General features: G+C 71.4%; 23 protein-coding genes and 1 pseudogene. 13 read left to right on the top strand and 11 right to left on the bottom strand.

The window, feature by feature from the left end; all coding sequences use genetic code 11:
- The first annotated feature begins 123 nt into the window (after positions 1-123).
- Both ACGFIQ_RS14930 and ACGFIQ_RS14925 read left to right on the top strand, forming a co-directional pair.
- The gene (locus ACGFIQ_RS14930) at positions 124-663 is read left to right on the top strand and encodes an orotate phosphoribosyltransferase (RefSeq protein WP_355029652.1); all 540 of its coding nucleotides are present in this window, start codon (positions 124-126) and stop codon (positions 661-663) included.
- Between the two features lie 57 nt (positions 664-720).
- Positions 721-1,098: a helix-turn-helix transcriptional regulator gene (locus tag ACGFIQ_RS14925; protein WP_030332125.1), complete on the top strand. Its 378-nt coding sequence runs from the start codon at positions 721-723 to the stop codon at positions 1,096-1,098.
- A gap of 239 nt (positions 1,099-1,337) precedes the next feature.
- Here the strand turns inward: ACGFIQ_RS14925 and ACGFIQ_RS14920 are convergent, their stop codons facing one another.
- Complete coding sequence (locus tag ACGFIQ_RS14920) at positions 1,338-2,159, bottom strand: DedA family protein (RefSeq protein WP_393243774.1); 822 nt, start codon at positions 2,157-2,159, stop codon at positions 1,338-1,340.
- A 102-nt stretch (positions 2,160-2,261) separates the two neighbouring features.
- Complete coding sequence (locus ACGFIQ_RS14915; RefSeq protein WP_357555143.1) at positions 2,262-2,474, bottom strand: hypothetical protein; 213 nt, start codon at positions 2,472-2,474, stop codon at positions 2,262-2,264.
- Positions 2,475-2,597: 123 nt separating this feature from the next.
- On the opposite strand from ACGFIQ_RS14915, the gene ACGFIQ_RS14910 reads away from it, so the two are divergent.
- On the top strand, positions 2,598-2,981 hold the full coding sequence (locus ACGFIQ_RS14910) for a phage holin family protein (protein WP_357066511.1): 384 nt from the start codon (positions 2,598-2,600) through the stop codon (positions 2,979-2,981).
- Positions 2,982-3,117: 136 nt separating this feature from the next.
- Positions 3,118-4,143 carry a class II fructose-bisphosphate aldolase gene (gene fbaA, locus ACGFIQ_RS14905; RefSeq protein ID WP_357555146.1) on the top strand — a complete coding sequence of 342 codons (1,026 nt, stop codon included), beginning with the start codon at positions 3,118-3,120 and terminating at the stop codon, positions 4,141-4,143.
- Positions 4,144-4,195: 52 nt separating this feature from the next.
- Here the strand turns inward: fbaA and ACGFIQ_RS14900 are convergent, their stop codons facing one another.
- Entirely contained in the window at positions 4,196-5,389 is a 1,194-nt protein-coding gene (locus ACGFIQ_RS14900; protein ID WP_393243772.1) for an LOG family protein, read from the bottom strand.
- A 249-nt stretch (positions 5,390-5,638) separates the two neighbouring features.
- Here ACGFIQ_RS14900 and ACGFIQ_RS14895 point away from each other — a divergent pair, with 249 nt between their 5' ends.
- Positions 5,639-6,067, top strand: coding sequence for a DUF3151 domain-containing protein (locus tag ACGFIQ_RS14895; protein WP_393243770.1), 429 nt, complete (start codon positions 5,639-5,641; stop codon positions 6,065-6,067).
- A gap of 43 nt (positions 6,068-6,110) precedes the next feature.
- Here ACGFIQ_RS14895 and ACGFIQ_RS14890 read toward each other — a convergent pair whose 3' ends face one another.
- The gene (locus ACGFIQ_RS14890) at positions 6,111-8,141 is read right to left on the bottom strand and encodes a chromosome partitioning protein (RefSeq protein WP_393244035.1); all 2,031 of its coding nucleotides are present in this window, start codon (positions 8,139-8,141) and stop codon (positions 6,111-6,113) included.
- 386 nt (positions 8,142-8,527) lie between these two features.
- Positions 8,528-9,586 carry a diacylglycerol kinase family protein gene (locus tag ACGFIQ_RS14885; protein WP_393243768.1) on the bottom strand — a complete coding sequence of 353 codons (1,059 nt, stop codon included), beginning with the start codon at positions 9,584-9,586 and terminating at the stop codon, positions 8,528-8,530.
- Between the two features lie 124 nt (positions 9,587-9,710).
- Between ACGFIQ_RS14885 and ACGFIQ_RS14880 the strand changes: the two genes are divergently transcribed.
- The 4 genes from ACGFIQ_RS14880 (at position 9,711) to ACGFIQ_RS14865 (ending at position 14,511) form a co-directional block, all read left to right on the top strand.
- On the top strand, positions 9,711-11,000 hold the full coding sequence (locus ACGFIQ_RS14880) for an adenylosuccinate synthase (protein WP_393243766.1): 1,290 nt from the start codon (positions 9,711-9,713) through the stop codon (positions 10,998-11,000).
- 104 nt (positions 11,001-11,104) lie between these two features.
- Positions 11,105-12,355, top strand: a complete 1,251-nt coding sequence (gene purD, locus ACGFIQ_RS14875; protein ID WP_393243764.1) for a phosphoribosylamine--glycine ligase — start codon at positions 11,105-11,107, stop codon at positions 12,353-12,355.
- A 306-nt stretch (positions 12,356-12,661) separates the two neighbouring features.
- Complete coding sequence (locus tag ACGFIQ_RS14870; RefSeq protein ID WP_393243762.1) at positions 12,662-13,300, top strand: SigE family RNA polymerase sigma factor; 639 nt, start codon at positions 12,662-12,664, stop codon at positions 13,298-13,300.
- On the top strand, positions 13,297-14,511 hold the full coding sequence (locus ACGFIQ_RS14865) for a hypothetical protein (protein ID WP_393243760.1): 1,215 nt from the start codon (positions 13,297-13,299) through the stop codon (positions 14,509-14,511). The genes ACGFIQ_RS14870 and ACGFIQ_RS14865 overlap by 4 nt, the downstream gene beginning before the upstream one ends.
- A gap of 56 nt (positions 14,512-14,567) precedes the next feature.
- Here ACGFIQ_RS14865 and ACGFIQ_RS14860 read toward each other — a convergent pair whose 3' ends face one another.
- The gene (locus tag ACGFIQ_RS14860) at positions 14,568-16,130 is read right to left on the bottom strand and encodes an AMP-binding protein (protein ID WP_393243758.1); all 1,563 of its coding nucleotides are present in this window, start codon (positions 16,128-16,130) and stop codon (positions 14,568-14,570) included.
- 411 nt (positions 16,131-16,541) lie between these two features.
- Between ACGFIQ_RS14860 and ACGFIQ_RS14855 the strand changes: the two genes are divergently transcribed.
- Entirely contained in the window at positions 16,542-16,976 is a 435-nt protein-coding gene (locus ACGFIQ_RS14855; RefSeq protein ID WP_393243757.1) for a peptidase inhibitor family I36 protein, read from the top strand.
- Between the two features lie 167 nt (positions 16,977-17,143).
- Here ACGFIQ_RS14855 and ACGFIQ_RS14850 read toward each other — a convergent pair whose 3' ends face one another.
- Together ACGFIQ_RS14850 and ACGFIQ_RS14845 are read right to left on the bottom strand one after the other, a co-directional pair.
- Positions 17,144-18,358, bottom strand: coding sequence for an acyl-CoA dehydrogenase family protein (locus tag ACGFIQ_RS14850; protein WP_393243755.1), 1,215 nt, complete (start codon positions 18,356-18,358; stop codon positions 17,144-17,146).
- A 1-nt stretch (position 18,359) separates the two neighbouring features.
- Positions 18,360-18,812, bottom strand: a complete 453-nt coding sequence (locus tag ACGFIQ_RS14845; protein ID WP_393243754.1) for an SCP2 sterol-binding domain-containing protein — start codon at positions 18,810-18,812, stop codon at positions 18,360-18,362.
- Positions 18,813-18,880: 68 nt separating this feature from the next.
- On the opposite strand from ACGFIQ_RS14845, the gene ACGFIQ_RS14840 reads away from it, so the two are divergent.
- Positions 18,881-19,519: a TetR/AcrR family transcriptional regulator gene (locus tag ACGFIQ_RS14840; RefSeq protein WP_393243752.1), complete on the top strand. Its 639-nt coding sequence runs from the start codon at positions 18,881-18,883 to the stop codon at positions 19,517-19,519.
- Between the two features lie 62 nt (positions 19,520-19,581).
- Here ACGFIQ_RS14840 and ACGFIQ_RS14835 read toward each other — a convergent pair whose 3' ends face one another.
- Positions 19,582-20,226 (bottom strand): DedA family protein, encoded by a 645-nt coding sequence (locus ACGFIQ_RS14835; RefSeq protein ID WP_393243750.1) that lies wholly within the window; start codon positions 20,224-20,226, stop codon positions 19,582-19,584.
- Between the two features lie 169 nt (positions 20,227-20,395).
- Here ACGFIQ_RS14835 and ACGFIQ_RS14830 point away from each other — a divergent pair, with 169 nt between their 5' ends.
- Complete coding sequence (locus tag ACGFIQ_RS14830; RefSeq protein ID WP_393243748.1) at positions 20,396-21,547, top strand: sensor histidine kinase; 1,152 nt, start codon at positions 20,396-20,398, stop codon at positions 21,545-21,547.
- A complete protein-coding gene (locus ACGFIQ_RS14825; RefSeq protein WP_393243746.1) occupies positions 21,544-22,185 on the top strand; it encodes a response regulator in 642 nt (213 codons plus the stop codon). Before ACGFIQ_RS14830 ends, ACGFIQ_RS14825 begins: the two co-directional genes overlap by 4 nt.
- Positions 22,186-22,201: 16 nt before the next feature.
- Here the strand turns inward: ACGFIQ_RS14825 and ACGFIQ_RS14820 are convergent, their stop codons facing one another.
- Both ACGFIQ_RS14820 and ACGFIQ_RS14815 read right to left on the bottom strand, forming a co-directional pair.
- Positions 22,202-22,819 (bottom strand): DedA family protein, encoded by a 618-nt coding sequence (locus ACGFIQ_RS14820; protein ID WP_393243744.1) that lies wholly within the window; start codon positions 22,817-22,819, stop codon positions 22,202-22,204.
- Positions 22,759-23,811 (bottom strand): annotated as a pseudogene (locus ACGFIQ_RS14815) (adenylosuccinate synthetase); the annotation flags it as partial. The gene ACGFIQ_RS14820 and the pseudogene ACGFIQ_RS14815, both read right to left, overlap by 61 nt.

Here is a 23,811-nt window from a genome sequence, read left to right as displayed (position 1 = left end):
GCACGCCGCTGTCAGGCCAGTCGCTGAGCGTAGTCGAACATCGCCAACCATCGGTCCCTCACCGGGCTGATCAGGGTGGACCCCGCACACACCGTCCAGACTTGCGCAGTAACCTCTATCGCCATGGGCGACCACGACGACCTGCGTAAATTCATTACCGACCTGGCCGTGGTCCACGGGCGGGTCGTGCTCTCCTCGGGGCGGGAGGCAGACTGGTACGTGGATCTGCGGCGCGTCACGCTCCATCACCAGGCCGCTCCTCTGGTCGGCCGGGTGTTGCTCGACCTCACCGCCGACTGGGATTACGCCGCGGTCGGTGGTCTCACCCTGGGCGCGGACCCCGTCGCGCTCTCGATGCTGCACGCCGCCGCTCCGACCGGCCGGGCCCTGGACGCCTTTGTGGTGCGCAAGGCGGGCAAGGCGCACGGTCTGCAGCGACGGATCGAGGGACCGGAGGTGGCCGGCCGCCGGGTGTTGGCGGTGGAAGACACGTCCACGACGGGCGGAAGTGTGTTGACCGCTGTCGAGGCGCTTCGCGAGGCCGGGGCGGAAGTCGTGGGCGTGGCGGTTATTGTTGATCGAGGCGCCGGCGACGCGGTGCGAGCCGCCGGATTGCCTTACCGGGCGGCCTATACGTTGGCTGACCTCGGCCTTGTGGCGTAAAAGTTTGCCGATTCGGATCTGCTGATATGCAGGCGGATCGATGCTGCTGGTGGAAGGATGGAATACGTGGGAACTGCGTTGGCCGAAATGACTATGCCTCAGATCTCGCCGCTTAACGGCGAGCCGATCGAACGTGCCGATGCCGAGCGTCTCGCCGGGGTCCTCAAGGCCCTTGCGGATCCTGCTCGGCTGCGGCTGCTCAGCCTGATCCAGTCGGCCCCAGAGGGCGAGGCGTGCGTCTGTGACCTGACGGCGCCGCTCGGCCTCTCTCAGCCGACGGTCAGTCATCACCTGCGTATCCTCACCGAGGCGGGCTTGCTGCAGCGGGAGAAGCGCGGTGTCTGGGCGTACTACAGCCTGGTCCCGAGTGCGATCGCGACGATCGCCGACCTGCTGACCCCGCCGCGTAAGCGGGCCACCAAGAAGGCCCGCTGACGTAGGCACTGCACGCCGTCCCATGCCGGGACGGCGGTAGGCACTGCACGCCGTCCCATGCCGGGACGGCGGTAGGCACTGCATGCCGTCCCGCGCCGGGACGGCGCCCGGTGGCGAGCCAGGGGTGGCGCCACCGGTGGGTGACACCTGCTCGTCCCCGGCCGCACCGCCGGAGGCCGGGTCCGACATGCCGACGGCCGACCCCCTCACCAGGGGGCCGGCCGTCGTCGTACGTGGGTTCAGCGGTCCTGGCCGTGCTCCGGGCGCTGCCGGTCGTGCTGGTGTCGGTCGTGGTCGAACGCCTCGCGAGCTGCCTCCACCGCACCGGCGGCGCTGGCCGCCGCAACCACCGCGACCGCCTCGCCGCGCTTGCGAGCGCGCCGGTCGCGAAGGAACTCGAAGAAGATCGGCAACACCGAGATCAGGATGATCAGGGCGACCACCGGCAGGATGTAGCGGTCGATCTTTTCGCCGATGGCGTCGTAGATCTGCTCCGCGAGCAGGTAGCCGATCAGCAGGATGCCGTCCACCCAGAGCACCGCGCCGACGACGTTCCAGAGCAGGAACGTCCGAGCCGGCATGCCGAGCGCTCCCGCGACCGGGTTGAGGAACGTGCGGACGATCGGAATGAAGCGCGCCAGCACCACGGCCTTCGCCGGGCCGAACTTCTCGAAGTAGTACTCGGCCTTCTCCACGTACTCCTTCTTGAAGAGCCGGGAGTTTGGCCGTTCGAACATCGGCCGGCCATACCGAGCGCCGAGCCAGTGCCCCAGTTGGGCGCCGACGATCGCGCAGATCGGCCCGCCGATCAGCAGGCCAGCCAGGTTGAGGCGGGTGCCGTCGCCGAAGATCGCGTCCGCCACCGGTGACGCGGCGACGCCGGCGAGGAACAGCAGCGAGTCGCCCGGGAAGAAGAAGCCCACCAGCAGGCCGGTCTCGGCGAAGAGGATCACCCACACGCCGATCAGCCCGAAGGTTTGCAGCAGATCCTTGGGATCGAGCGGGTTCAGGGCGACGCTCTCCACGAGAGCGCGAGTCGTCTCAGCTGTGTCCACGGCCACAAAGGGTACCGAAGCCCAGGCCTGGTGCCGCGCCGGACCGGCCCGCACCACCCGCCCGCGTAGAAGCCGCCCTCGCACTCACACGGCAGGTGGCTTCCGCGCTCATCGGTAGTCGTCCTCGTCGCCGGTCACCACGCGTGCCTGCTCCATCGCGTCCCAGTCGTCGACCTCCAGCCCGCGCTGCGGCGTACCGTCGACGTCCACGGGGCCGGCCACTGTCGCCTGCTCGACGGCGTCCGCCGGCTCCGCCTCGGGGTCACGTTCGTCCGGGGCGAGGTGGTCGCCGGGGGTGAAGTCCTCGTCGGGTTGACCCATCGTCTCTCCCGGGGGTCTCGGGGCACGGTTCCCACCCACCGTACGGGCTGGACCGGCACCGTGCCCGGAGGCGGAGTGGCGGAATCAGCCCTCGCGGACGCGACCCGGTGCCAGGATGGTGCCGTGGGCTTCCTCATCCGATTGGCGATCACCGCGATCGCGTTGTGGATAACCACGCTCATCGTGCCCGGGGTCGACGTGCACGGCCGTTCCGGCGGCAACACCGTGCTCACCCTGATCGTGGTGGCGCTGATCTTCGGCGTGATCAACGCGGTGCTCAAACCGATCATCCGGGTGGTCGGCTGCGTGTTCTACCTGCTGACACTGGGCCTGTTCGCGCTCGTGGTCAACGCGTTGCTGTTCCTGCTCACCGACCGGATCGCCCGGGGGCTCGACCTGCCGTTCCAGGTGGACGGTTTCTGGGCGGCGTTCTGGGGAGCCATCGTGATGACAGTGGTCACCTGGCTGATCAGCGTCATCGTGCCGGACAACCTGGACCGCCGGTGAACGGCTAGGACCCGGGTCGGTTGTTCCGGCACACCCCACCTACGGGATACTGCCGGGCGGAGGACAGCGCGGTCCGGCGCACAAGTGAACAACAGCGGCCAGCACGGCCGAGAGTGGTAAGTAAGGAGCGCATCACATGCCCATCGCTTCCCCCGAGGCCTACGCGGAGATGCTGGACCGCGCCAAGGCTGGCCGGTACGCGTACCCCGCGATCAACGTGACCTCCTCGCAGACGCTGAACGCGGCGCTCAAGGGCTTCGCCGACGCGGAGAGCGACGGCATCATCCAGGTCTCCACCGGTGGTGCCGAGTACCTGTCCGGCCCCTCGATCAAGGACATGGTCACCGGTGCCGTGGCGTTCGCCGCGTACGCGCACGAGGTCGCCAAGAAGTACTCGGTCAACATCGCCCTGCACACCGACCACTGCCCGAAGGACAAGCTGGACAAGTTCGTCCGCCCGCTGATGGCCATCTCGCAGGAGCGGGTGCAGCGCGGCGACGAGCCGCTGTACCAGTCGCACATGTGGGACGGCTCGGCCGTGCCGGTCGCGGAGAACCTCCAGATCGCCGCCCAGCTCCTCGACGAGGCCGCCAAGGCCAAGATCGTCCTTGAGATCGAGGTCGGCGTCGTCGGTGGCGAGGAGGACGGCGTCGAGAACGCCATCAACGACAAGCTCTACACCACCACCGATGACGGCCTGGCCATGGTCGAGGCGCTCGGCCTCGGCGAGAAGGGCCGCTACATGGCGGCGCTGACCTTCGGCAACGTGCACGGCGTCTACAAGCCGGGCAACGTCAAGCTCCGTCCGGAGATCCTCAACCAGATCCAGGAGGCCGTCGGCGCCAAGTACGGCAAGGACAAGCCGCTCAGCCTGGTCTTCCACGGCGGCTCCGGCTCCCTGCTGAGCGAGATCCGCGAGGCCCTGGACTACGGCGTGGTGAAGATGAACATCGACACCGACACCCAGTACGCCTTCACCCGGCCCGTCGCGGACCACATGCTGCGCAACTACGACGGCGTGCTGAAGATCGACGGCGAGGTCGGCAACAAGAAGCAGTACGACCCGCGCGCCTGGGGCAAGGCCGCCGAGGCCGGCCTGGCCGCCCGGGTCGTCGAGGCGTGCGAGCACCTGCGCTCCACCGGCACCACGATGACCAAGTAACGACGCACCACCGACGGCCGGCTCTCCCTCCCGGGGAGCCGGCCGTCGTCGCTCAGACGGTGAGCAGCCGGACCGCCTCGTGCACGTCGTCGGTGAGGTGGATCGTCGACGACAGGTCACCGAACGGGGACGCGGCCAGCAGCGGACGCAACAACGCCTGCACCGGCAGCTCCGCGGTCCAGTAGCCGCGGTCCAGGAAGATGTACGCCCCACTGGCGCCGTCGGTGCCGTAGTAGGTCTTCGTGGCCGCCTGGAACACCTCCTGCACCGTGCCCGCCCGCCCCGGAGCGAAGACGATGCCGCCCCGGGCGAGCCGCAGGATGGTGTCCTCCCGGATCGCGTTCGAGAAGTACTTCGCGATCCGCCCGGCGAACAGGTTCGCCGGCTCGTGCCCGTACAGCCAGGTCGGGATGGCCAGCCCACCGGCCCGCGCCCAGCCGAGGTCGTCACCACGCTGCCGGGGCACGCCCGCGTAGCGCTGCCGCACCGCCAACGCGGTGGCCGTGTACCGGTGGTGGTCGGTGAAGTCGGGCGCGCCGGCCAGCAGGTCGATCGCCTCGGTCAACTCGGCCGCCGGCCGGTCCGCCAGGTAGGCGCCCAGGTTCGCGGCCTCCATCACCCCCGGACCGCCGCCGGTCACCACCAGGCGGTCGGCCCGCGCCAGCTCCCACCCCAGCACGGCAGCCATCCGGTACGCGGGACTGCCGCGCCGCACCGCGTGCCCGCCCATGATGCCCACCACCGACTGCGGCCCGTGTCGGGACAGCCAGACCCGGGTGGCGTCGGCCAGCGCATTGTCCACACCGTGGTCGTGCAGCCGCTGACCCAGCGCCTCCCGGACATCCGGCAGCGCGCCACCGTGCGCCCGGAAGTGGTCGTACACCCGGGTGTCGTACATCCCGGTGAACCCGCCCTCGGCGAACCCGGCGGCCAGGTCTTCCGGGGTGTAGAGGTGCGCCGGCTGGGTCGGGTACGGCAGCCCCGAGAACGGCGGCACCACGTTCGCGCCGCGCCGGACCAGGTCGGCCCCGACGTCCCGGGAGGCGAACCGGCAGCCCACGAAGAGCGTGCCGGCGACCTCGATGCCGGTGAGGTCAGGCACCGGCGCCAGGTCGAGGCGCAGGCCCTGAACGGTCAGCCCGGTCAGTCGGCCGGTGGCCAACTGCCGATCGAACTCGTCGCGGGTCTGGATCTCGTCGACGTGCAGGTGCGGCTCGATGACGTCCGCGGGAGGTGGGGTCGGCACCCGGCCATCCTGCCCCTGCGCCGGGGCCGGCCAAACCTCGGGCCTGGGGTGTAACCGACAGGAGCCCGGTGACCGAGGCCACCGGGCTCCTGCATAACCGGTTCCTGGGGAGGCTCCGGACCATTAGTTGTAGTGGAAAAGATCCGGCGGCGGCATAGGCCGCAGGCGTGACCAACTCCTCAGCCGTTCAGCGGAACGTGTCGGCCGACCCGCTCGCGTGTCGCCCTGTCCAGCGGGTTGAATGGGGCGATGCAGAACCTCTTGCCAGAGCCACCGGCCACCCGCCTGCCCGCGAACGACGAGGCCGACGCCGCCCTGGCTGCCGCCGAGCAGGCCGGCACCGAGGAGGCGTTCGCCAGCGTGGCGGCCGGCTTCCCGACCTTCAGTGCGGGCTGGGCGGCGCTTGCCGCCCGCTCGTTCGCGCAGGGCCAGGTGGTGACCGCGTACGCCTACGCCCGCACCGGCTACCACCGTGGCCTCGACCAGCTGCGCCGCAGCGGTTGGAAGGGGCACGGTCCGGTGCCGTGGTCGCACGAGCCCAACCGGGGCTTCCTGCGCTGCCTCTACGTGCTGTCCCGAGCAGCGGACGAGATCGGTGAGGCCGACGAGGCGGCCCGCTGCGCCCAGTTCCTGCGCGACTGCGACCCGGAAGCGGCGGACGCGCTGGCGAGCAACTGACCCGCACCGGCGGCCGGCCCGACTCCGGGCCGGCCGTCGGCGGTCACAACCCCTCGGCGACCGCGGCGGCGATCTTCAGCCAGGCGTCCCGGGTGGCCGTGGAGAGCCCGCCGTACCGGATCGGCTCACCCGTGTCGATGAGCCGCTCGTACGGGGCCAGCAACACCGCCCGGGTACGGGCCGCGAAGTGCTCCTGGATGGCCGGCAGGTCGATCTCCTTGCGCGACGGCGGCATCGACACCACGGTCACGGCCTGGCGGACCAGCCGCTGCCGGCCACTCTGCTCCAGGTGGTCGAGCATCCGGGCGGCGGTCTCGGCGGAGTCGTTACGGGCCGACATGGTCACCACCAACTGGTCGGTGGCGTCCATCGACGCCTGCCAGTTCTGCGCCCGGACGTTGTTCCCGGTGTCCACGAAGATCAGCTTGTAGAACCGGCTGACCACCTCACGGATCTCGGCGAACGCGGCGGCGGTCAGCATCTCGCCGCCGGTGGCCGACTCGTCCGAGGCCAACACGTCGAACATGCCCTCGCCCTGCGAGCGGACGTACTGCGACAGGTCACCGACCCGCCCGTGCGCACCCTGGAACTGCCCGAGATCCCGCAGCATGTCCCGCACCGTGCGGGAGTGGAAGTCCTGCTGGGCACGCATCCCGAGGGTGCCCTGGGTCTCGTTGTTGTCCCAGGCCAGCACGTAACCACCGCGCTTCTGGCCGAACGTCATCGCGAGCAGCAGGATGGCCACCGTCTTACCGGCGCCACCCTTCGGGTTGACCACTGTCACCTGCCGCAGCCCGCCGAAGTTGCGGCGCACCATCTCGATGTCCCGCTTGAGCTCCTGCTCGTGCCGCCCCGGAGAGAGCCGGAGCAGCCCCGTCCGGTTGACCATCGCGCGTACGCCCATGGTCGCCACCGGATCGACGGGCCGAACCTGCCGGCGCCGGCTGAAGTCCTCGGCGGTCGGTACCGCCGTCTCCTCCGGGGTCCAGCTCGCATCCGGATACGTGGCGGCATCCGGGTAGCCGGCGGTGGGCACCCGGGTCACCCCCTCCGCCTCCTGGTAGGGCTGCCCAGCCTGGACGCCGGACGTGCCCTGCTGCCAGGGCGGCGGGTACCAACCCGGAGACGGCGGGAACGGCCCGGGTGGTGGGGCCGCCGGCCCGGCCTGCTGAGGAGCCTGCGGCAGGCTGCTGAACTGCGTCAGGTCGGGCGGCGGCGGGATGTGCCCGGGGCCGGCCTGCCCGGAGGTCACCGGGGTGAACGACTGACCCGGGTGCGCCGGCTGCGGGTCGGGCGGGGCGGGAAGCGGGGAAGTCACCGTGGCGGCCTCGTCGTTGGCCGGTGCGGACGCTCCGGTGGGGCGTTGCGGCGGATACGCCCACGGCGACTCGGTGACCGGCCGCGCCGTCCCGACGGCAGGCCCGTCGGTCCCGATCCCGTCGGCCTGCGATGCCAGCCCGGCCGCCGCGGGCCCGGCTGCCGCCGGGGCTGTGCTGGTCGGGCCTGTGCTGGTCGAGCCTGCGGGGGTCGGGCCCGCGTTCGGGCGGCCGGCGGGTGTGGGGGCTGCGGTGGGTTGGTCGGTGGGCATCGCGGCGGCGGGGCGATCCAGGGTGAACGGCAGGTCCAGGTCGACACCACCCGGGGGGATCGGAGCGGCGGCGACGCCGGTCGGACTCCGGTCGCCGGCCTGCGTCTGCGCCACGCTGCTGATCGTGTTGCGTGCGCCGTTGGTCGCCCCGGCGGCGGTGCTCGCGGGAGCGCCGGCTGCCCGGGGTGTGCCTGGTGTGGTTGGCCTGCCGGTCGTCGGCGTGCCAGTCGCTCGCGTGCCAGTCGCTCGCGTGCCGGCCGCTGGCGTGCCTGGTGCGAGCTGCGTGCCTGGTGCCGCTGGGGTGCTGGTCGCTGGCGTGCCGGTCGGCGGCGTGCCCGGTGCCGGCGGTGTGCCGGTTGCCGGCGTTGCGGGCGGTGTCGACGCGGCGGTTGGTGCCGCCGGGTCGGCTGGCGGCCAACTCGGCTGCGCTGGCGCCCAGCCGGACGCGGTGGTGGACGAGCCGCTGCCGCCCCAGCCGCCCGGCACCGGGACGGCACCGGTGAGCGACGGATAGTCGGCCGGCGAAGGCGGTGGCTGGGCCGGGGCCCCGGGTTGCCCGGGAACCGGCGGCCGTCCGGTCGGCGGTGCGGCCACCGGCGGAGTCACCGGCCCGGGTGCGACAGACGACGGCGCACCCCGCTGTTGGGCGACCGCCGCCCACGGCGGCACCGCGCTACCCGCGTCGCGGTCGGCGGGATCCGGTGGCCAGAGTGGTTCGATGTCCCGCTCTGGCACCGGCTGCTGGCCGTGCACCTGCGCGCGGTCGGCGTTCTCGTCCATTACGGCCCCTCCCAGTCCTCCTGCGAGGATAGGCCCATCCGCCGAGAAGGGGCCGTCGGCGCAGCCGGGCCGGCCCTTCGGTGCGGGCAGGGTCAGCTCGACCAGACCGCCCAGGCGCCGGGCTCGATCCACCAGGAACGCTTCCGGGTCAGCTCACCCTCGACACCATCGTCGAGGTAGGGGACCTTCCCCTCCCGGGGCAGCACCGAAACGGCCCGTCCACGGGCCCGCCGCACCTCGAGGCGTACCCGCTTGCGGCCCAGCGCCGAGCGGACGACCACCGGCACGGCAACCGCGACCTCGATCTGGCCGTCGGTCGGGTCCGGTGCGGTCAGCAGCGTCACGTCGTCGAGCGTCGCGTACCCGCCGGCGTTGCCGACCACGCACGCCAGCAGCGGTTCGTCTCCGTTGGTGAGGACGGTGTCGTCCACCTCCACCCGGGCCCGCCAGTGCAGCGGCCGGCCGGCGTCGTCGGCGGCGCCGAGGAGCGCGCCGTCCAGGGTCACCGATCCACCGTCGTTGCGCAGCAGGTCGAGTCGGCGCACCGTGCCGTCCACCACCGCGGCGGCCACCGCCGCCGGGTCACGCGGCAGCCCGAGCTGCGCGGCCAGGTCGCGGTGCGTGCCGCCACGGGCCGGATCGAGCGGGAGTACGGCCACCGGCGGCAGGTCGGGCAGGGTCCGGTTGCCGGGCAGATCCGCCGGACGCCTGCTCGGCGCTGGCGCGTACCGCCGGACCAGTCGGCGCAGCACGGCGCGCAACTGCCCGTCGCTGGCCGTGGCGACGACCAGCCGGGTCTTGCCGTCCAGGTCGGGCCAGGTGAGGCCATCCGGGCGGGCCGGACCGTCGAGCCGCGCCAACACCGCGTCGATCTCCGCGTCGGAGCGGGCGGTGACCATCTCCACCCGCGCGCCCCGGGCGATCAGCGCATCGGAGCAGGCCAGCACCGGCACCCGTGGCCGCTCGGTGGCGCACCGCTCGGTGTCCCCGCCGGTCTGGGCCCCCTGGCCGGTGTCGGGCTGGCCGGTGTCGGGCTGGCTTTTCGGGTCGGTGGCGGCCTCGGTGGCACCGCCGCAGCAGGCCCCTCCGCTGCCACAGCCCCCGGGAGCGTCCCGCTCCGAACCGAGGGTGAGCAGCACCACGTCGTACACGGAAGGAGCCTCCTGCCTCTCGACGCGACCCCTGCCGGCCGCGCCGTCACTACTTGTTAACCTGACACCCCGGGCTCGCCAACCGGTCGCCACCTGGCACCCGAGCCTTCTGGAGGCGGAAAAGATGCCAGCGATCGTGCTCATCGGCGCTCAGTGGGGCGACGAGGGCAAGGGCAAGGTTACCGACCTGCTGGGTGAGCGGGTCGACTACGTCGTGCGCTACTCCGGTGGCAACAACGCCGGCCACACGGTGATCACCCCGGACGGCCAGAAGTACGCGCTGCACCTGATGCCGTCCGGCGCACTCTCGCCGAACGCGATGATCGTCATCGGCAACGGTGTGGTGGTCGACCCGAAGGTGCTGCTCGCCGAGATCGACGGTCTGGCCGAGCGCGGCGTCGACGTGTCCCGGCTGCGGATCTCCGGTGACGCGCACCTGATCATGCCGCACCACCGGGCACTGGACCGGGTGATCGAGCGTTACCTCGGCTCGTCGCGGATTGGCACGACCGGCCGGGGCATCGGCCCGGCGTACGGCGACAAGGTCGCCCGGATCGGCATCCGGCTCCAGGACCTGCTCGACCCGGGCATCCTGCGTAAGAAGCTGGAACTCGCCCTGCGCGAGAAGAACCAGATCCTGTTCAAGGTGTACAACCGCAAGGCGATCGACCTTGAGGCGACCGTCGACGAGTACCTGGAGTACGCCGAGCGGCTCAAGCCGTACATCGCGGAGACCCGGGCCATGCTCTGGGACGCCCTGGACCGGGGCGACACGGTGCTGCTGGAGGGCGCGCAGGCCACCATGCTCGACATGGACCACGGCACGTACCCCTTCGTGACCTCGTCCAACCCGACCGCCGGTGGTGCCTGCGTGGGTGCCGGCATCCCGCCGACCGCGATCAACAAGGTCATCGCGGTGAGCAAGGCGTACACCACCCGGGTCGGCGCGGGACCGTTCCCGACCGAGCTGTTCGACGCCAGCGGCGAGCACCTGCGCAAGATCGGCGCGGAGTACGGCACCACCACGGGCCGGGAGCGGCGTTGCGGGTGGTTCGACGCGGTCGTCGCCCGGTACGCCTGCCGCCTCAACGGTGTCACCGACCTGGTCATCACCAAGCTGGACGTGCTCACCGGCCTGCCCAAGGTGCCGCTCTGCGTCGGCTACGAGATCAACGGCGTCCGGGTCGACGACATGCCGATGAGCCAGACGGACTTCCACCACGCCAAGCCCGTCTACGAGGAACTCGACGGCTGGTGGGAGGACATCACCAAGGCGAGAACCGTCGAGGACCTGCCGGAGAACGCCCGCCGCTACATCGCCCGGGTGGAAGAACTCTGCAACACCAAGGTGAGCGTCGTAGGAGTAGGCCCAGGGCGAGAAGAAAACGTAGTCCTCCACCCCCTCCTCCCCTAACAGTGCCCCGGTGTTGATCATGAGGTTATAGCCACTCGCGGCGGCGTGGAGCAATAACCTCATGATCAACTGGGCTTGAGTGGTGGGCAGTAGGATGCGGTGTCGTGCGGGTTCTTTTGGTGGGTGGGGGCGGGCGGGAGCATGCGCTTGCGCTCGGGCTGGTGCGCGATTCGGCTGTGTCGGCGCTGATTGCCGCGCCGGGTAATCCGGGGATCGCGAGCGTGGCTGAGCTGCGGGCCGTGACTCCGACTGATCCGACAGCGGTGGCGGCGCTGGCCGTGGAGACATCCGCCGACCTGGTGGTGATCGGGCCGGAGGCGCCGCTGGTCGCCGGGGTCGCCGACGCCGTACGCGCCAAGGGGATCGCCGTGTTCGGCCCCTCCGGTGCGGCCGCTCAGCTGGAGGGTTCCAAGGCGTTCGCCAAGGACGTGATGACCGCCGCCGGCGTGCCGACCGCCCGGGCGTACGTCTGCACGGACCAGGAGAGCACCGCCCGCGCGCTCGACGAGTTCGGTGCCCCGTACGTGGTGAAGGACGACGGTCTCGCCGCCGGCAAGGGTGTGGTGGTGACCGACGACCGGTCCGCGGCTCTGGCGCACGCCGCCGAGTGTGGACGGGTCGTGGTCGAGGAGTTCCTCGACGGTCCGGAGGTCAGCCTCTTCGTGGTCACCGACGGGGAGGCGGCGCTGCCGCTCCTGCCGGCACAGGACTTCAAGCGGCTCGGCGACGGCGACACCGGGCCGAACACCGGCGGCATGGGGGCGTACGCGCCACTGGCCTGGACCCCGTCCGGCCTGGTCGACGACGTCCTGCGTGACGTGGTCCACCCGACGCTGGCGGAGATGCGCCGCCGGGGCACCCCGTTCGCCGGCCTGCTCTACGTCGGGCTCGCGATCACCGCCACCGGTCCTCGGGTGATCGAGTTCAACGCGCGCTTCGGTGACCCAGAGACGCAGGTGGTGCTCGCGCTGCTGGAGACCCCGCTGGGCGGGCTGCTGCACGCGGCGGCCACCGGCACGCTTGCCGAGCATCCGCCGCTGCGCTGGCGGGACGGCAGCGCGGTGACAGTGGTGCTGGCCTCGCCGGGCTACCCGGTCGCGCCCAGCACCGGCGACGTGATCACCGGCGCGGACCGGCCGGGCATCATCCACGCGGGCACCGCCCGCCGGGCCAGCGACGGCGCGTTGCTCTCCGCCGGCGGCCGGGTTCTCTGCGGTACGGCCACCGGTCCCGACCTGGCTGCCGCGCGGGACGCCGCATACGCGCTGGTGGACGGGGTGAAGCTGGCTGGCTCGCAGCACCGCACCGACATCGCCGCCGCCGCGATCGACGGCCGGATCACGATTCCCGGCTGAACCCGGGCAACCCCGGCCCTCCCCGCCGCCGTTTGAGCGGTGAGGTGAGGGGTGGTGGGAGATGCCGGTCGATGTCGAGGGCTACCGCGACTCCGTCGGTACGCGGCTGGAGCCATTTCGACGCACGGCGTACCTGTTGTGTGGCGACTGGCACACGGCCGACGACGGGGTGGCGATGTTCAGCGCCAGCAAGCCTGACCCTCTATCCCTGAGCGTTTGTCACCCTCGATGGGCAACCCGGCGTTACTCCCGCCACGACTTAGCGGTGTCGGAGGCACAGCGACGGGAGGAGTGGGAGATGCGGGTTTGCGGACGATCACCGTGCTGTTGGTGGCCGGTGGGAGGACAGGTCCGACGATGCCGTTGAGCCCGAGGTCGGTCGAGCGGTCCGCGGCCGACGCCGAGTACACCGAATGCGTTCGCGTTGGTCTGGCGCAGTGGCGCCGGACGGCGTACCTGATGTGCGGTGACTGGCACCAGGGCGACGACATCGTGCAGCGGGTGCTCACCGAGTTGTACCGCAACTGGCCTCGGGCACGGCGGGCCGACAGCCTGAATGCGCTGGTCCGGACGATGTTGATGCGGCGGTTGATCGACGAGCGGCGACGCGGCTGGGCTCGGGTGCTGATCACCGACCTGCTTCCGGAGCGGCCCGCACCGACCGCCCCGGATGCCACGGTGCGGCTCGATCTGGTGACGGCGCTGCGCCAGGTCGCGCCGCGGCAGCGGGCCGTCCTGGTGCTCCGGTTCTTCCAGGACCTGAGTGTGGAGGAGACGGCACAGGCGCTGGGTTGCGCGCCGGGCACCGTCAAGAGCCAGACCGCCAAGGGGTTGGCGACGCTGCGAGGACTGCTCGCCCCCGCCCGAAACGGCGTGCCGACCACGCAGACCGGCACGGCGAGTGGCGTGCCGACCAACGTGTTAGCCCACGGGAGTTCATCATGATCGATGAGATGGATCTGGCGCGGTTGATGCGCGCCGAGTTCGAGGCGGCCGAGCCGCCGTCCGCCGTGGTGAACGTCGAACGGGCGATGACCGCCGGGCGGCGGCAGCGGTGGTACGCGCGCAGTGCGGGCGCCGCACTGGCGGTGGTCGCGGTGGTTGTCGGCGCCGTCACGATGCCGGGCCTGGTCGCGCCGACGGACGGGTCGTCGCCGTCGGCGCCGCCGTCGTCACTGAACCTGTTCGGCGCCCTGGCTCCGCTGGAGCCGTACACCGGGAAGGTGCCGTCGCCCGACACGTCCCGGATCCCGGCCGCCTTGGAGACGATCGACCCGACCGTTCAGTACATGCGGTTCGGTTGGTTGCCGTCGGGCCTGGCCAGGCTGAGTTACGACGCGGGTGTGTCGCCCCTTGGCCTGGGTGTCTCTCTGAGCGGGGATGCCGGCGATCCGCAGAACTGGGCGGGAGTCTCGGTCGATCTCTACCCGAAGGGGGTGACGCCACAGGCGCCGCAGGTCATGGGCATTGACCAACGGGCACCAGTCGTGAGTACGGTGCCCGCGCCCGATGTGCGGGGCGCGGCGGCGACATTCACCCAGTACGACGTCGACGGCACCGACCGGCTCTCCCTCCGCTGGCAGTACGCCCCAGACGGCTGGGCCGAGGTCGATGTCGCAACCTGGGCGCAGGGGCAGGACGCCCGCGAGATCGCCCTGCACGTGGCCCAGAAGCTCAGATTCAGTACGACCGAGCGGGTGAAGATGCCAGCCCAGGTCATGGGGGTGCCGCAGAACCTGCGGCTGATCAATGCCACCGTCCAGGGGCCACTGACCCCGGACGGCTGGCGGTGGTACGCCAACGTCATGTACAGCGCCGAACCCGCCACCGCTAGCCCCGGTACGCAGTGGTCGAAGACGCTGGACGTCGGCTTCTCCCCGTACTTCGTGATGACCGACGAGATCCGGGCCGAGCTGAACGGTAAGGAGCCTTTGGAGCCGAACACCACCTTCGACGGTCATCAGGCGGCGTACTTCACCGCTGGCGGTGATCCGGGCTCGCTTGAGTCGCTGACCGTGTACGACGTGCGGGGGATGACGGTCCGCATCGACGCGCACCGCGGCACGCTCGACGAGCAGGGCACCAAGGGCCTGTTCCAGCGCCTCGACCTCGCCGGGGCCAAGCAGGACTGGCGGCCCTCGCTGATCGTCGACTGACGGGCGTCGTCACCGCCCCGGAACTCGCCGGTCTTCCGCCGACGGTTCCGGGGCGGTCAGCCGTAGTAGCGACGTAGCTCTCGGCTGAGCACCTTGCCGGTGGCGTTGCGGGGCAGGTATTTCACGAAGATCACGTCCCGGGGTACGGAGAATCGGGCCAGGTAGTGCCGGACGTACTCGCGTACCGCCTCGGGGTCGAGCGTTTCGTCCGGGTGTAGTGCGAGGAACGCGGACAGCCGCTGGCCGTACTCCGCGTCCGGCACGCCGATCACGGCCGCCTCGCGGACCTGGGGCAGTTGGGCGAGCAGGTCCTCCACCTCGGATGGGAAGACGTTCTCGCCACCGGAGACGATCATGTCGTCGGCCCGTCCGTCGACGAAGAGCAGGCCGTCGGGGTTGAGCCGGCCGAGGTCACCGGTGTCGAGCAGGCCGTCGTGGGTCTCTCGGCTCGCACCGGAGGTGTACCCCTCGAAGAGCATCTCGTTGCCGACGAAGATCCGCCCGACCTGGCCGGGCGGCACCGGCTGCCCGTTGTCGTCGAGCAACTCCAGCCAGGTTCCGTGGGGTGGCCGGCCGGCCGTGGTGGGTGCCTGGCGCAGATCCTGGGGGGCCGCGAGGGAGGCCCAGGAGACCTCGGTGGAGCCGTACAGGTTGAACAGGACGTCGCCGTAGACGTCCATGAACCTCGGAGCGAGCCCGCCGGGCAGGGCGGAACCGCTGACCGCGACGACCTTGAGCGGGGGGCGCGGGTCCGGCGCGGGCACCTCCAGGAGCCGCTGCACCATCACCGGTACGGCGAACAGCGCGTCACACCGGTGCGCGGTCAGGGCGGTGAGCGTGGCGACCGGGTCGAAGCGCCGGTGCAGCACGATGGTGGCCCGCAACGCCAGGCACACCTGGAGGGCGGCGAGCCCCCAGGTGTGGAAGATCGGTGCCGCGATCAGCACCCGGTCCCGGGCGTGCAGCGGGATGCGGTCGATGATGGACACCAGCGGGCCGAAGCCGCTCGGCGTGGGTCGGCGGGCACCCTTGGGCGTACCTGTGGTGCCGGAGGTGAGCACGATGATCCGGCCGTCCCGCTCGGGCGGGTGCAGGTCACCCGGCAGCGCCCCGGCGATCAACTCCTCGCGGGCTCGTTCGTCGAGACGTGGCAGCTCGGCGGGGAGGCCGAGGACCCTTTCGGCGAACTCGTCGTCGTGCACCAGCAGCCGCAGCCGCTGCTCCTCGGCGACGGTGCCCAGTTGGGCGGCGGAGAGCCCGGTGTTGACAAGCACGGCGTCGACGCCGAGCAGGGTGGCCGCGACGATCGTCTCGATCAGCCCGTGGTGGTTGCGGCAGAGCACACCGATCCGGTCACCGGCCTGGACGCCGAGGCCCGCCCGCATCGAGCGGGCCATCCGTTCGGCCCGGTCGAGCAGATCGTGGTACGTCAGCTCGACGCCGTTCTCGTCGACGACCGCCGGCCGGCCCGGGTCCCGGGCGGCTGCCTGACGCAGCTCGCCGGCCAGGCTCCACCCCCACGTGCGCAACGCGTTGAGCTGCGCGGCGACCCGGACAGGGCTGCCGGGGGTGAGCAGCCCGCGACGGGTCAGCGTGGCAACGATGAACGGCAGGTCCATGCCGCAGACCTCCTCGGGTGGTGCGCGGACGGGCGGGGTTGCCCCCCCGTCCAGCAGGGCGTCTTTCCTTGATCATGCACTGGGCGCGACGGAGGCCCCAGGTCGCGTCCGCACGGGGTGACGAAGACGGCACAGAAGGTGGAATCCGCTGCCCTGCGAAGCCCCGGTGGACGGCGTAACCACGAATCGAGTCTCACCAAACAATGAAAGAGCTGTTGGAAATAGGCGCATTCGTCATCGCCTTGGTCGCGCCGAGTCGGGTGCGGTCCAGTGATAATAAACTGTTCTTACAGACCTGCCGCGTATGTTCATCGACGAAGACATGCGATGGAAAGGCGAAATGTTCGACGTTGAGCTCAGTCGTATTCGCTTCCATCGCCCAGGTAGCGCTTCCCAAAATTTGGAGGTTCGGTGAACCTGTCGAAAAAGCGTACTCTTGCCGCAGGGGCAGGAATCGTCGTAGCCGTTACTGGCTCTCTCTTCGCGATTTCTTCGCCTGCCTCGGCGGACTACGCGTGCCCGGCGAGGCAGGTGTGCTTCTTCCAGGACAAGGACGGCCACGGGAGCCCGGCCACGCTGGCGGGTCTGGCCCAGGGCGGCGGCGGCGTCGCCTACTTCTCTGAGCACAAGTTCCACAACGGTGTGAACCTCAATGACAAGGCATCCTCCGTGTTCAACAACACGAACCAGTACCTGGGGGTCTACGAGCACACCATCTACGGTGGGCGGTACCAACGGGTCAAGCCGTACGGGTGGGCCAATTTCGGGAGTGAGGTCAGGAATGACACCGCCTCGTCCGCCCGGTTCGTCGATGAGCCGTGCGTACCGGGGGCGGATTGGTGCTGATCAGGCCCATGGCGTCGGGCCTGGCTGCCGGGCACGCCTAAGTCTTATCGTGGCGGCCCAACTGCAGAGCGAGGGCCGGAATATGCGGCCCTCGCTCTGTCGCCCCATGGAAGAGCGATGCTTCCCGGCGAGCCGCCCGACCGACAGTCGGGCCAGGGGCGGGCCGGTCAGCGGATCTGCACCCCGGAGATCGCCCGGGAGATGACCAGTCGTTGGATCTCGGAAGTGCCCTCGAAGATGGTGTAGATCTTGGCGTCCCGGTACCAGCGCTCGACCGGGTGGTCACGCAGGAAGCCGGCCCCGCCGAGCAGCTGCACCGCCTTCTCGGTGACCGACACCGCCACCTCGCCGGCCTTGAGCTTGGACATCGACCCCTCGCCCGCGGTGAAGGGGCGGTTGTTGCGGCCCATCCACGACGCACGCCAGACCAGCAGCCGTGCAGCGTCGATCTCCATCCGCATGTCGGCAAGCGCGAACGCGACAGCCTGGTTCTCGATGATCGGCCGTCCGAACTGGACCCGGTCCTTCGCGTAGTCCAGGGCGTACTCGTAGGCGGCCCGTGCCACGCCGAGCGCCTGCGCGCCGACGGTGGGTCGGGTCAGCTCGAAGGTCCGCATCGCGGCCTGCCCGGTGGACCGTTGGCCGGAGCGGGCCCGGTCGAGGCGTGCCAGCAGGGCGTCTCGACCGCCGAGCAGGCAGCGGCCGGGCACGCGGACTCCGTCGAGGAAGACGTCGGCGGTGTGCGACGCGCGCAGGCCGAGTTTGCGCAGCTTGCGGGTCGCGGCCAGGCCGGGCGTGCCCGGGGGTACGACGAACGCCGCCTGGCCTCGGGAGCCGAGCGTGGCGTCGACCGAGGCGGTGACCACGTGGACTCCGGCGATCCCGCCGTTCGTGGCGTACGCCTTCTGGCCGGTGAGCACCCACTCGTCGGTCGCCTCGTCGTAGACGGCCCGGGTGCGCATCGCGCCGACGTCGGAGCCGGCTTCCGGCTCGCTTGAGCAGAACGCGGCGACGGCCGGCGAGTCGACGTCGCCGAAGCACTGCGGCACCCATTCGGCAAGCTGGTCCGGGGTGCCGGCACCGTAGATGGCGGCGACGGCGAGCGAGGTGCCGAAGATGGAGAGGCCGATGCCGGCGTCGCCCCAGAAGAGTTCCTCGCTGGCGATCGGCAGGGAGAGCCCGGTGGGGTCGGCCCAGCAGGTGGCGAGGAACTCGAAGCCGTAGAGGCCGACCTTGGCGGCCTCCCGGATCACCGGCCACGGGGTTTCCTCGCGCTCGTCCCACTCGGCGGCGGCCGGGCGCACGACCTCGGCGGCGAAGCCGTGCACCCAGTCGCGCAGATCCCGCTGTTCCTCGTTCAGGTCGAGCGAGAACTCGGCCATGTCAGGCCTTGGGGATGTCGAACAGGTTGGCGATGTTGGCGGCGAGGCCGAGGTCACCCTTCGCTTTCAGCTTTCCGGTCATGAACATCATCACCGGGTTGGCGCCACCGGAGACGATCTTCAGGAACTCGACCGGGCCCATGGTCAGGCTCAGCTTCGGGTCGTGCTGCGGGGTCTCGTTCACCACGCACGTGCCGTCGGCGATGACCACCTCGTAGGTGTCGCTGCCGCCGTCGGGGCGACCGGTGATGACCCAGTGGATGACCGCGTTGGTGGAGCCGGCCCGGTCCGCCCGGAACAGAGCCGGCATCCGCCCGAACACCTCGCCCAGGATCTTGTCGCGCAGGTCACCGGACATCACCTGGGCGATCTTGTCGTCCGGGGTGGACTTGACCAGCTGGGCGAACTCCTTGGGACCCACGTTGGCGAAGGTGGCCGGGTCGAAGTCAGTCATCGGGTGCGCCTTCCGGAAGATTTGTCTACTCGTGCGTAACCCTACGCACGAGTAGGTATGCTCGCAAGGTGTCCACCCCGCCTGCCTTCAAGCGCCTGCCACGTGCCGTTCGTGAGCAGCAGATGCTTGATGCGGCCGTCAAGGTCTTCTCCCGCCGCGGCTTCCATGCCGCCAGCATGGACGAGATCGCGGAGGATGCGGGCATTTCCAAGCCCATGGTGTACGCGTACCTCGGCACCAAGGAGGAACTCTTCGTCGCCTGCCTGCACCGGGAGGGCACCCGGATGATGCAGGCCATCGCCGGTGCCGCTGCCCCTGACCTGCCGGCGGACGTCCGGCTCTGGCGAGGGCTGAAGGCGTTCTTCGGCTTCGTGGGCGCGCACCGCGACGGCTGGGCGGTGCTCTACCGGCAGGCTCGCGGTGAGCAGCCGTTCGCCGGCGAGTTGGCCAGCATGCGGGCCCGGATGGTCGAGGTCGTCGCCGGGATGCTCGACCACGCCCTGCGCGCCGAAGGCCGTGAGATCAGCGCCGTCGACCTGGAGGTCGTCGCGTACGCCCTGGTCGGCGCGGCCGAGTCGTTGGCCGACTGGCTCGCGGACCACCCGGAGGCCGACCCGGAGAAGACCGCCACCCGGATGATGAACGTGGCCTGGCAGGGCGCCGGCCAACTCCTGCACGGCGTCGTCTGGCTCCCGGCCACCGACTGACCGCCGCCCCGAAGCCAGCGCACCCGCCGGGCCGCCCCGAAGCGAAGCCAGCGCGCTGGAGATCAGCGCACCGGCACCCGGCTCACCGGCTCGGTCGTCGACGCCGACTGCGCGGATCGGCGACGCCGGCCGAGCCAGCGAACCACCTCGACGACCGTCGTCACCGTCAGCGCGAGGCCCAGACCGAGCAGGAGGCCGCGCAACGGGTCCTGCTCGAAGGCCAGCCCGCCGAGGTAGCCCACCAGCCCGGAGTAGAGTCCCCACGAGCCGGCGGCGAGCGCGTCGAAGGCCAGGAACCGCCGCCGGGGGTAGTGCACCGCGCCCATGGTGAGGGTGACCGCCGTCCGGCCGCCCGGCACGTAGCGGGCCACCGTGAGGATGAGACCTCCCCGCGTGGCGATGCCCCGACGCGCCCACTCGATGGCGCGCCTGCGCCGACCCTCGGGTGGGAGCCGGTCGAGCAGTCGCGCGCCACCACCCCGCCCGATGGCGTACGAGATGTGGTCGCCGACCAGCGCCCCGGAGGCGGCCACCAGGATCACCGCGGGGAGGTACGGCGCGCCGGAGGCCGCGAACACCCCAGCGGTGATCACCGCCGTCTCGCTCGGCACCACCGGGAAGAACCCGTCGAGCACCGCGATCGCGAAGATCGCCAGATACACCCAGGGCGAGGACATCGTGTCGTGCAGCAGGTCGAGCAGATCCATGCCCCGATGCTGGTACGGGTGGCGGCTCCCGCCATCGGCCAGTGGTCAGCCGGACGCCACTACTTTGGTCGCATCCGGCCCGGACGACGGGTAGGGGTCATCCCCCACCGCACCCGGGTCCGACGGCGCGGGGCGACCCCAGCCGCCGACGACGCCCTACGCTCGTCGCGTGGCCCCCAGCGCCGTCGCCGTCCGGCGGGTCGTCCAGCCGTACGCCCCGCTGCTGCTCGCCGTCCTGGTCGCTGTGGCTGTCGGTGCCAGTGCGACAGGTGACCTCGGGGTCCGCTCTCCGCTGCCGGGCGTGGTCGTGCTGGTGCTCGCGGTGGTCTCGGGTTGGGCCGCCAGCATGACCCGGGCTCGCCGCTGGCCGTTGTTCCTGGCCGCGGCGGTCGGCTGGTTGGTGCTCGCCGCCGCGGCGGCCGGGGTGGTCGCCTCGTACCAGGCGGGCCTGCGGCTGCGGGGCCGGCGGCTCGCCGGTTACCTCGTCGGTGCGGCAGTGGTGCTGGCCGGTGGTGTGCTCGTCGGGCTGGCGGTGGGTGGCGTACGCCGGATCACCACCGCCACCAGCGGCAACGTCCTCTTCCTCGCCACCGGTCTGGTCGGGCTGCCGCTGGTGGTCGGCCTCTGGACGCGGGCGCGCCGGGACACGCTCGTCGCACTGCGGGACCGGGCCGAGCGGCTGGAACGCGAGCAGGAGGCCCGCGCCGACCGGGTCCGCGCCGAGGAGCGGACCCGGATCGCCCGCGAGATGCACGACGTGGTGGCGCACCGGGTCTCGCTGATGGTGGTGCATGCCGGGGCGCTGGAGGTGACCGCGAACGACCCGGCGACCGTCGACGCCGCCGCGCTGATCCGTACGACCGGTCGGGAGGCGCTCACCGACCTGCGGGAGGTGCTGGGTGTGCTGCGGCAGGCCGGTCCGGCCGTGGTGCCGGAGCGAGGGCTCGACGCGTTGGACGAGCTGATCGGGGAGTCCCGTGCCGCCGGGCTGCGGGTGCACCGGCGGGACGAGGGAGTGGTGTCGGCGCTGCCGGCGACGGTGGGGCGTACGGCGTACCGGGTGGTCCGGGAGGCGCTGACGAACGTGCGCAAGCACGCCGCCGACGCCGAGACGACCGTGTGCCTGCGCTACCTGCCCGACGGGCTGGAGGTGCTGGTCCGTAACGGCCCGTCCGAGGGTGGCCAGTCCCTGCCCGGTGCCGGGCAGGGGCTGCTCGGGCTACGGGAGCGGGTGGAACTGCTCGGCGGCCGGCTGGAGGCGACGGCCGTGGACGGCGGCTTCCTGGTCCGCGCCCTGATCCCGGTGGCGGGTGCGGCGTGATCCGGGTGGTGGTGGTCGACGACGAACAACTGGTCCGCGCCGGGCTGCGGCTGATCCTGGAGGCGGCCGACGACATCACGGTGGTGGGCGAGGCGGCGGACGGCGCTGGCGCGTTGGAGCAGGTCCAGCGGTTGCGTCCCGACGTGGTGCTGCTCGACGTGCGGATGCCGGGCGTCGACGGGCTGACCGTCGCGCCCGACGTGGTCGCCGCCGGACCCAAGGTGATCATGCTGACCACCTTCGACCTCGACGAGTACGTGCACCGGGCGCTGCGGGCCGGGGCGGTCGGCTTCCTGCTCAAGGACACCCCGCCCCGGGAGTTGGCCGTCGCCGTCCGCACGGTGGCCGCCGGTAACGCGATGCTCGCCCCGACTGTCACCCGGCGCCTGATCAGCTCGTTCGCCGAGCGTGGTCCGGCCCGGCGGGAGGCGGCCCGCGAGCGGCTGGCCCCGCTCACCGCGCGGGAGTTGGAGATCGTCCGGGAGGTGGCCCGCGGGCACGGCAACGCGGAGATCGCCAGGCGGTTGGCGATGAGCGAGGCCACCGTGAAGGCGCACGTCAGCCGGGCGCTGGCGAAACTCCACGTCGGCAACCGGGTGCGGCTCGCGATCCTGGTGTACGACGCCGACCTGCTCTGAGCTGGCCCGAGGCCGGTCAGTGCCGGGAGGAGGTGCGGCGGTGCGCCCGGTGGCGTACCCAGCGGATGCCCTCGATGCCCAGCGTGACGAGCACCGAGAGGCCGATCCCGGCGAGGACGCCCTTGATGGGGTGGCGCTCGAAGGCCAGCCCACCGAAGTAGCCGAGCAGCCCGCAGTACAGGGCCCAGGTGATCGTCGCGATGCTGTCGTACAGCAGGAACGACCGCCGGGGATAGCGCACCGCGCCCATGGTGAGGGTGACCGCGGTCCGGCCGCCCGGCAGGTACCGGGATGTGGTCAGGATCAGCCCGCCGCGCCGGTTCAGGGCGCGTCGGGCCCACTCGGAGCTGGCCCGTCGGCGGCTGCCGTCGGGAAACCCGGCGAGCCGGTTCGCGCCGCCACCGCGCCCGATGGCGTACGAGATGTGGTCGCCGGCGCAGGCACCCACCGCCGCGGCGGCGATCACCGCCGCCAGTTTGGGATTGCCGCCGGTGGAGAGCACCGCGGCGGTGATGACGGCCGCCTCGCCGGGTACGGCCGGGAAGAACGCGTCGACCGCCGTGAGCCCGAAGATCAGCAGGTACACCCATGGTGAGGTGACGAGCTGCCGGAGCAGGTCGAGCGCGGAGTCCATGCCCCCATGCTCGCCGGGTACGACCCGTCCCGGTGCCGAAGCGGCGGTATGACCTCCACCCCTCCCCGCGCCGATCTTGCACTTGGGGCCAGTAGCGGGCCGATTGGGGTTTTGTGGTTGGCGGTGGGGCCCCGTGAGGTCAGCACCACGGGGGTGGCCAGTTCCGTGCTCACCGCCTCGGCCCAGTTGGGCGGCGGGTCGTCGTAGATCGGGCGGGAGCGCAGCAGTCGAGCGGTGAGCGCGGCCTGCCGGTCCAGGTCGCCGGGCGGGCCGGGGACGAGCCGGTCGGTGGTGTCGTAGCGCCGGCAGATCCGCAGCTCAGGGCCGGCGAGGTCGAGATGGGTCAGCGCCAGGCCGTCCACCCCGCCGGCCGCCGCGAGCGCGTACCGGTGGGCAACCGCGTCGAAGTGGCCGAACCGGAACCGGCCCTGCCACGGGTTCGTGGCGTTGTGCGCGTCGGTGAACGGCAGGCTGGGGTCCTCGGTCACCAACGGGCCGTGCCCGTGCCGGGTGGTGACCACGCGGAGCACCCCGATCCGGGTCACGTCGCCGGGCTGGCCCGCCTCGGCGAGCAGGCCGTCCACGTTGGCGAACGTGGTGGTGCTCCACGTCGTGTACGGGTGGAAGCCGTGCCACTCGTCGAGCAGCACCCCCTGTGCGCCCTCGAAGACGCAGGTGCCGGCGCGCAGCGCCCCGGCGAGCCAGGTCTCGTCGACGATCGCGACCCGCCCGGCGAACCCGGTGAACGCGGGCAGGCAGTCCTCGACCGGTGGCGCGTCCAGGGGGCCCAGCTCGGCGGTCAGCCGGTCCCGCAGGGCGGTCAGCCGGCGAAGCAGCAGTGCAGGGTTGTGGCAGTCGGCGACCCGGGGTGCGTCGTCCGGGTGGGGGGGGGGGGGGGCGGGCCCCCCCCGCCCCCCCCCCCCCCCCCCCCCCCCCCCCGACTCGCTTTCGCTGGTCGGGTCTGTCCCGGCCACCCCCGGACTCGGGTCACT

Origin of the sequence: Micromonospora sp. NPDC048898 (genome assembly GCF_043198035.1) — a bacterium.
Classification (GTDB): domain Bacteria; phylum Actinomycetota; class Actinomycetes; order Mycobacteriales; family Micromonosporaceae; genus Micromonospora.
Note: the sequence above shows the minus strand (reverse complement) of the source record. Positions and strands in the feature narration are given on the sequence as shown.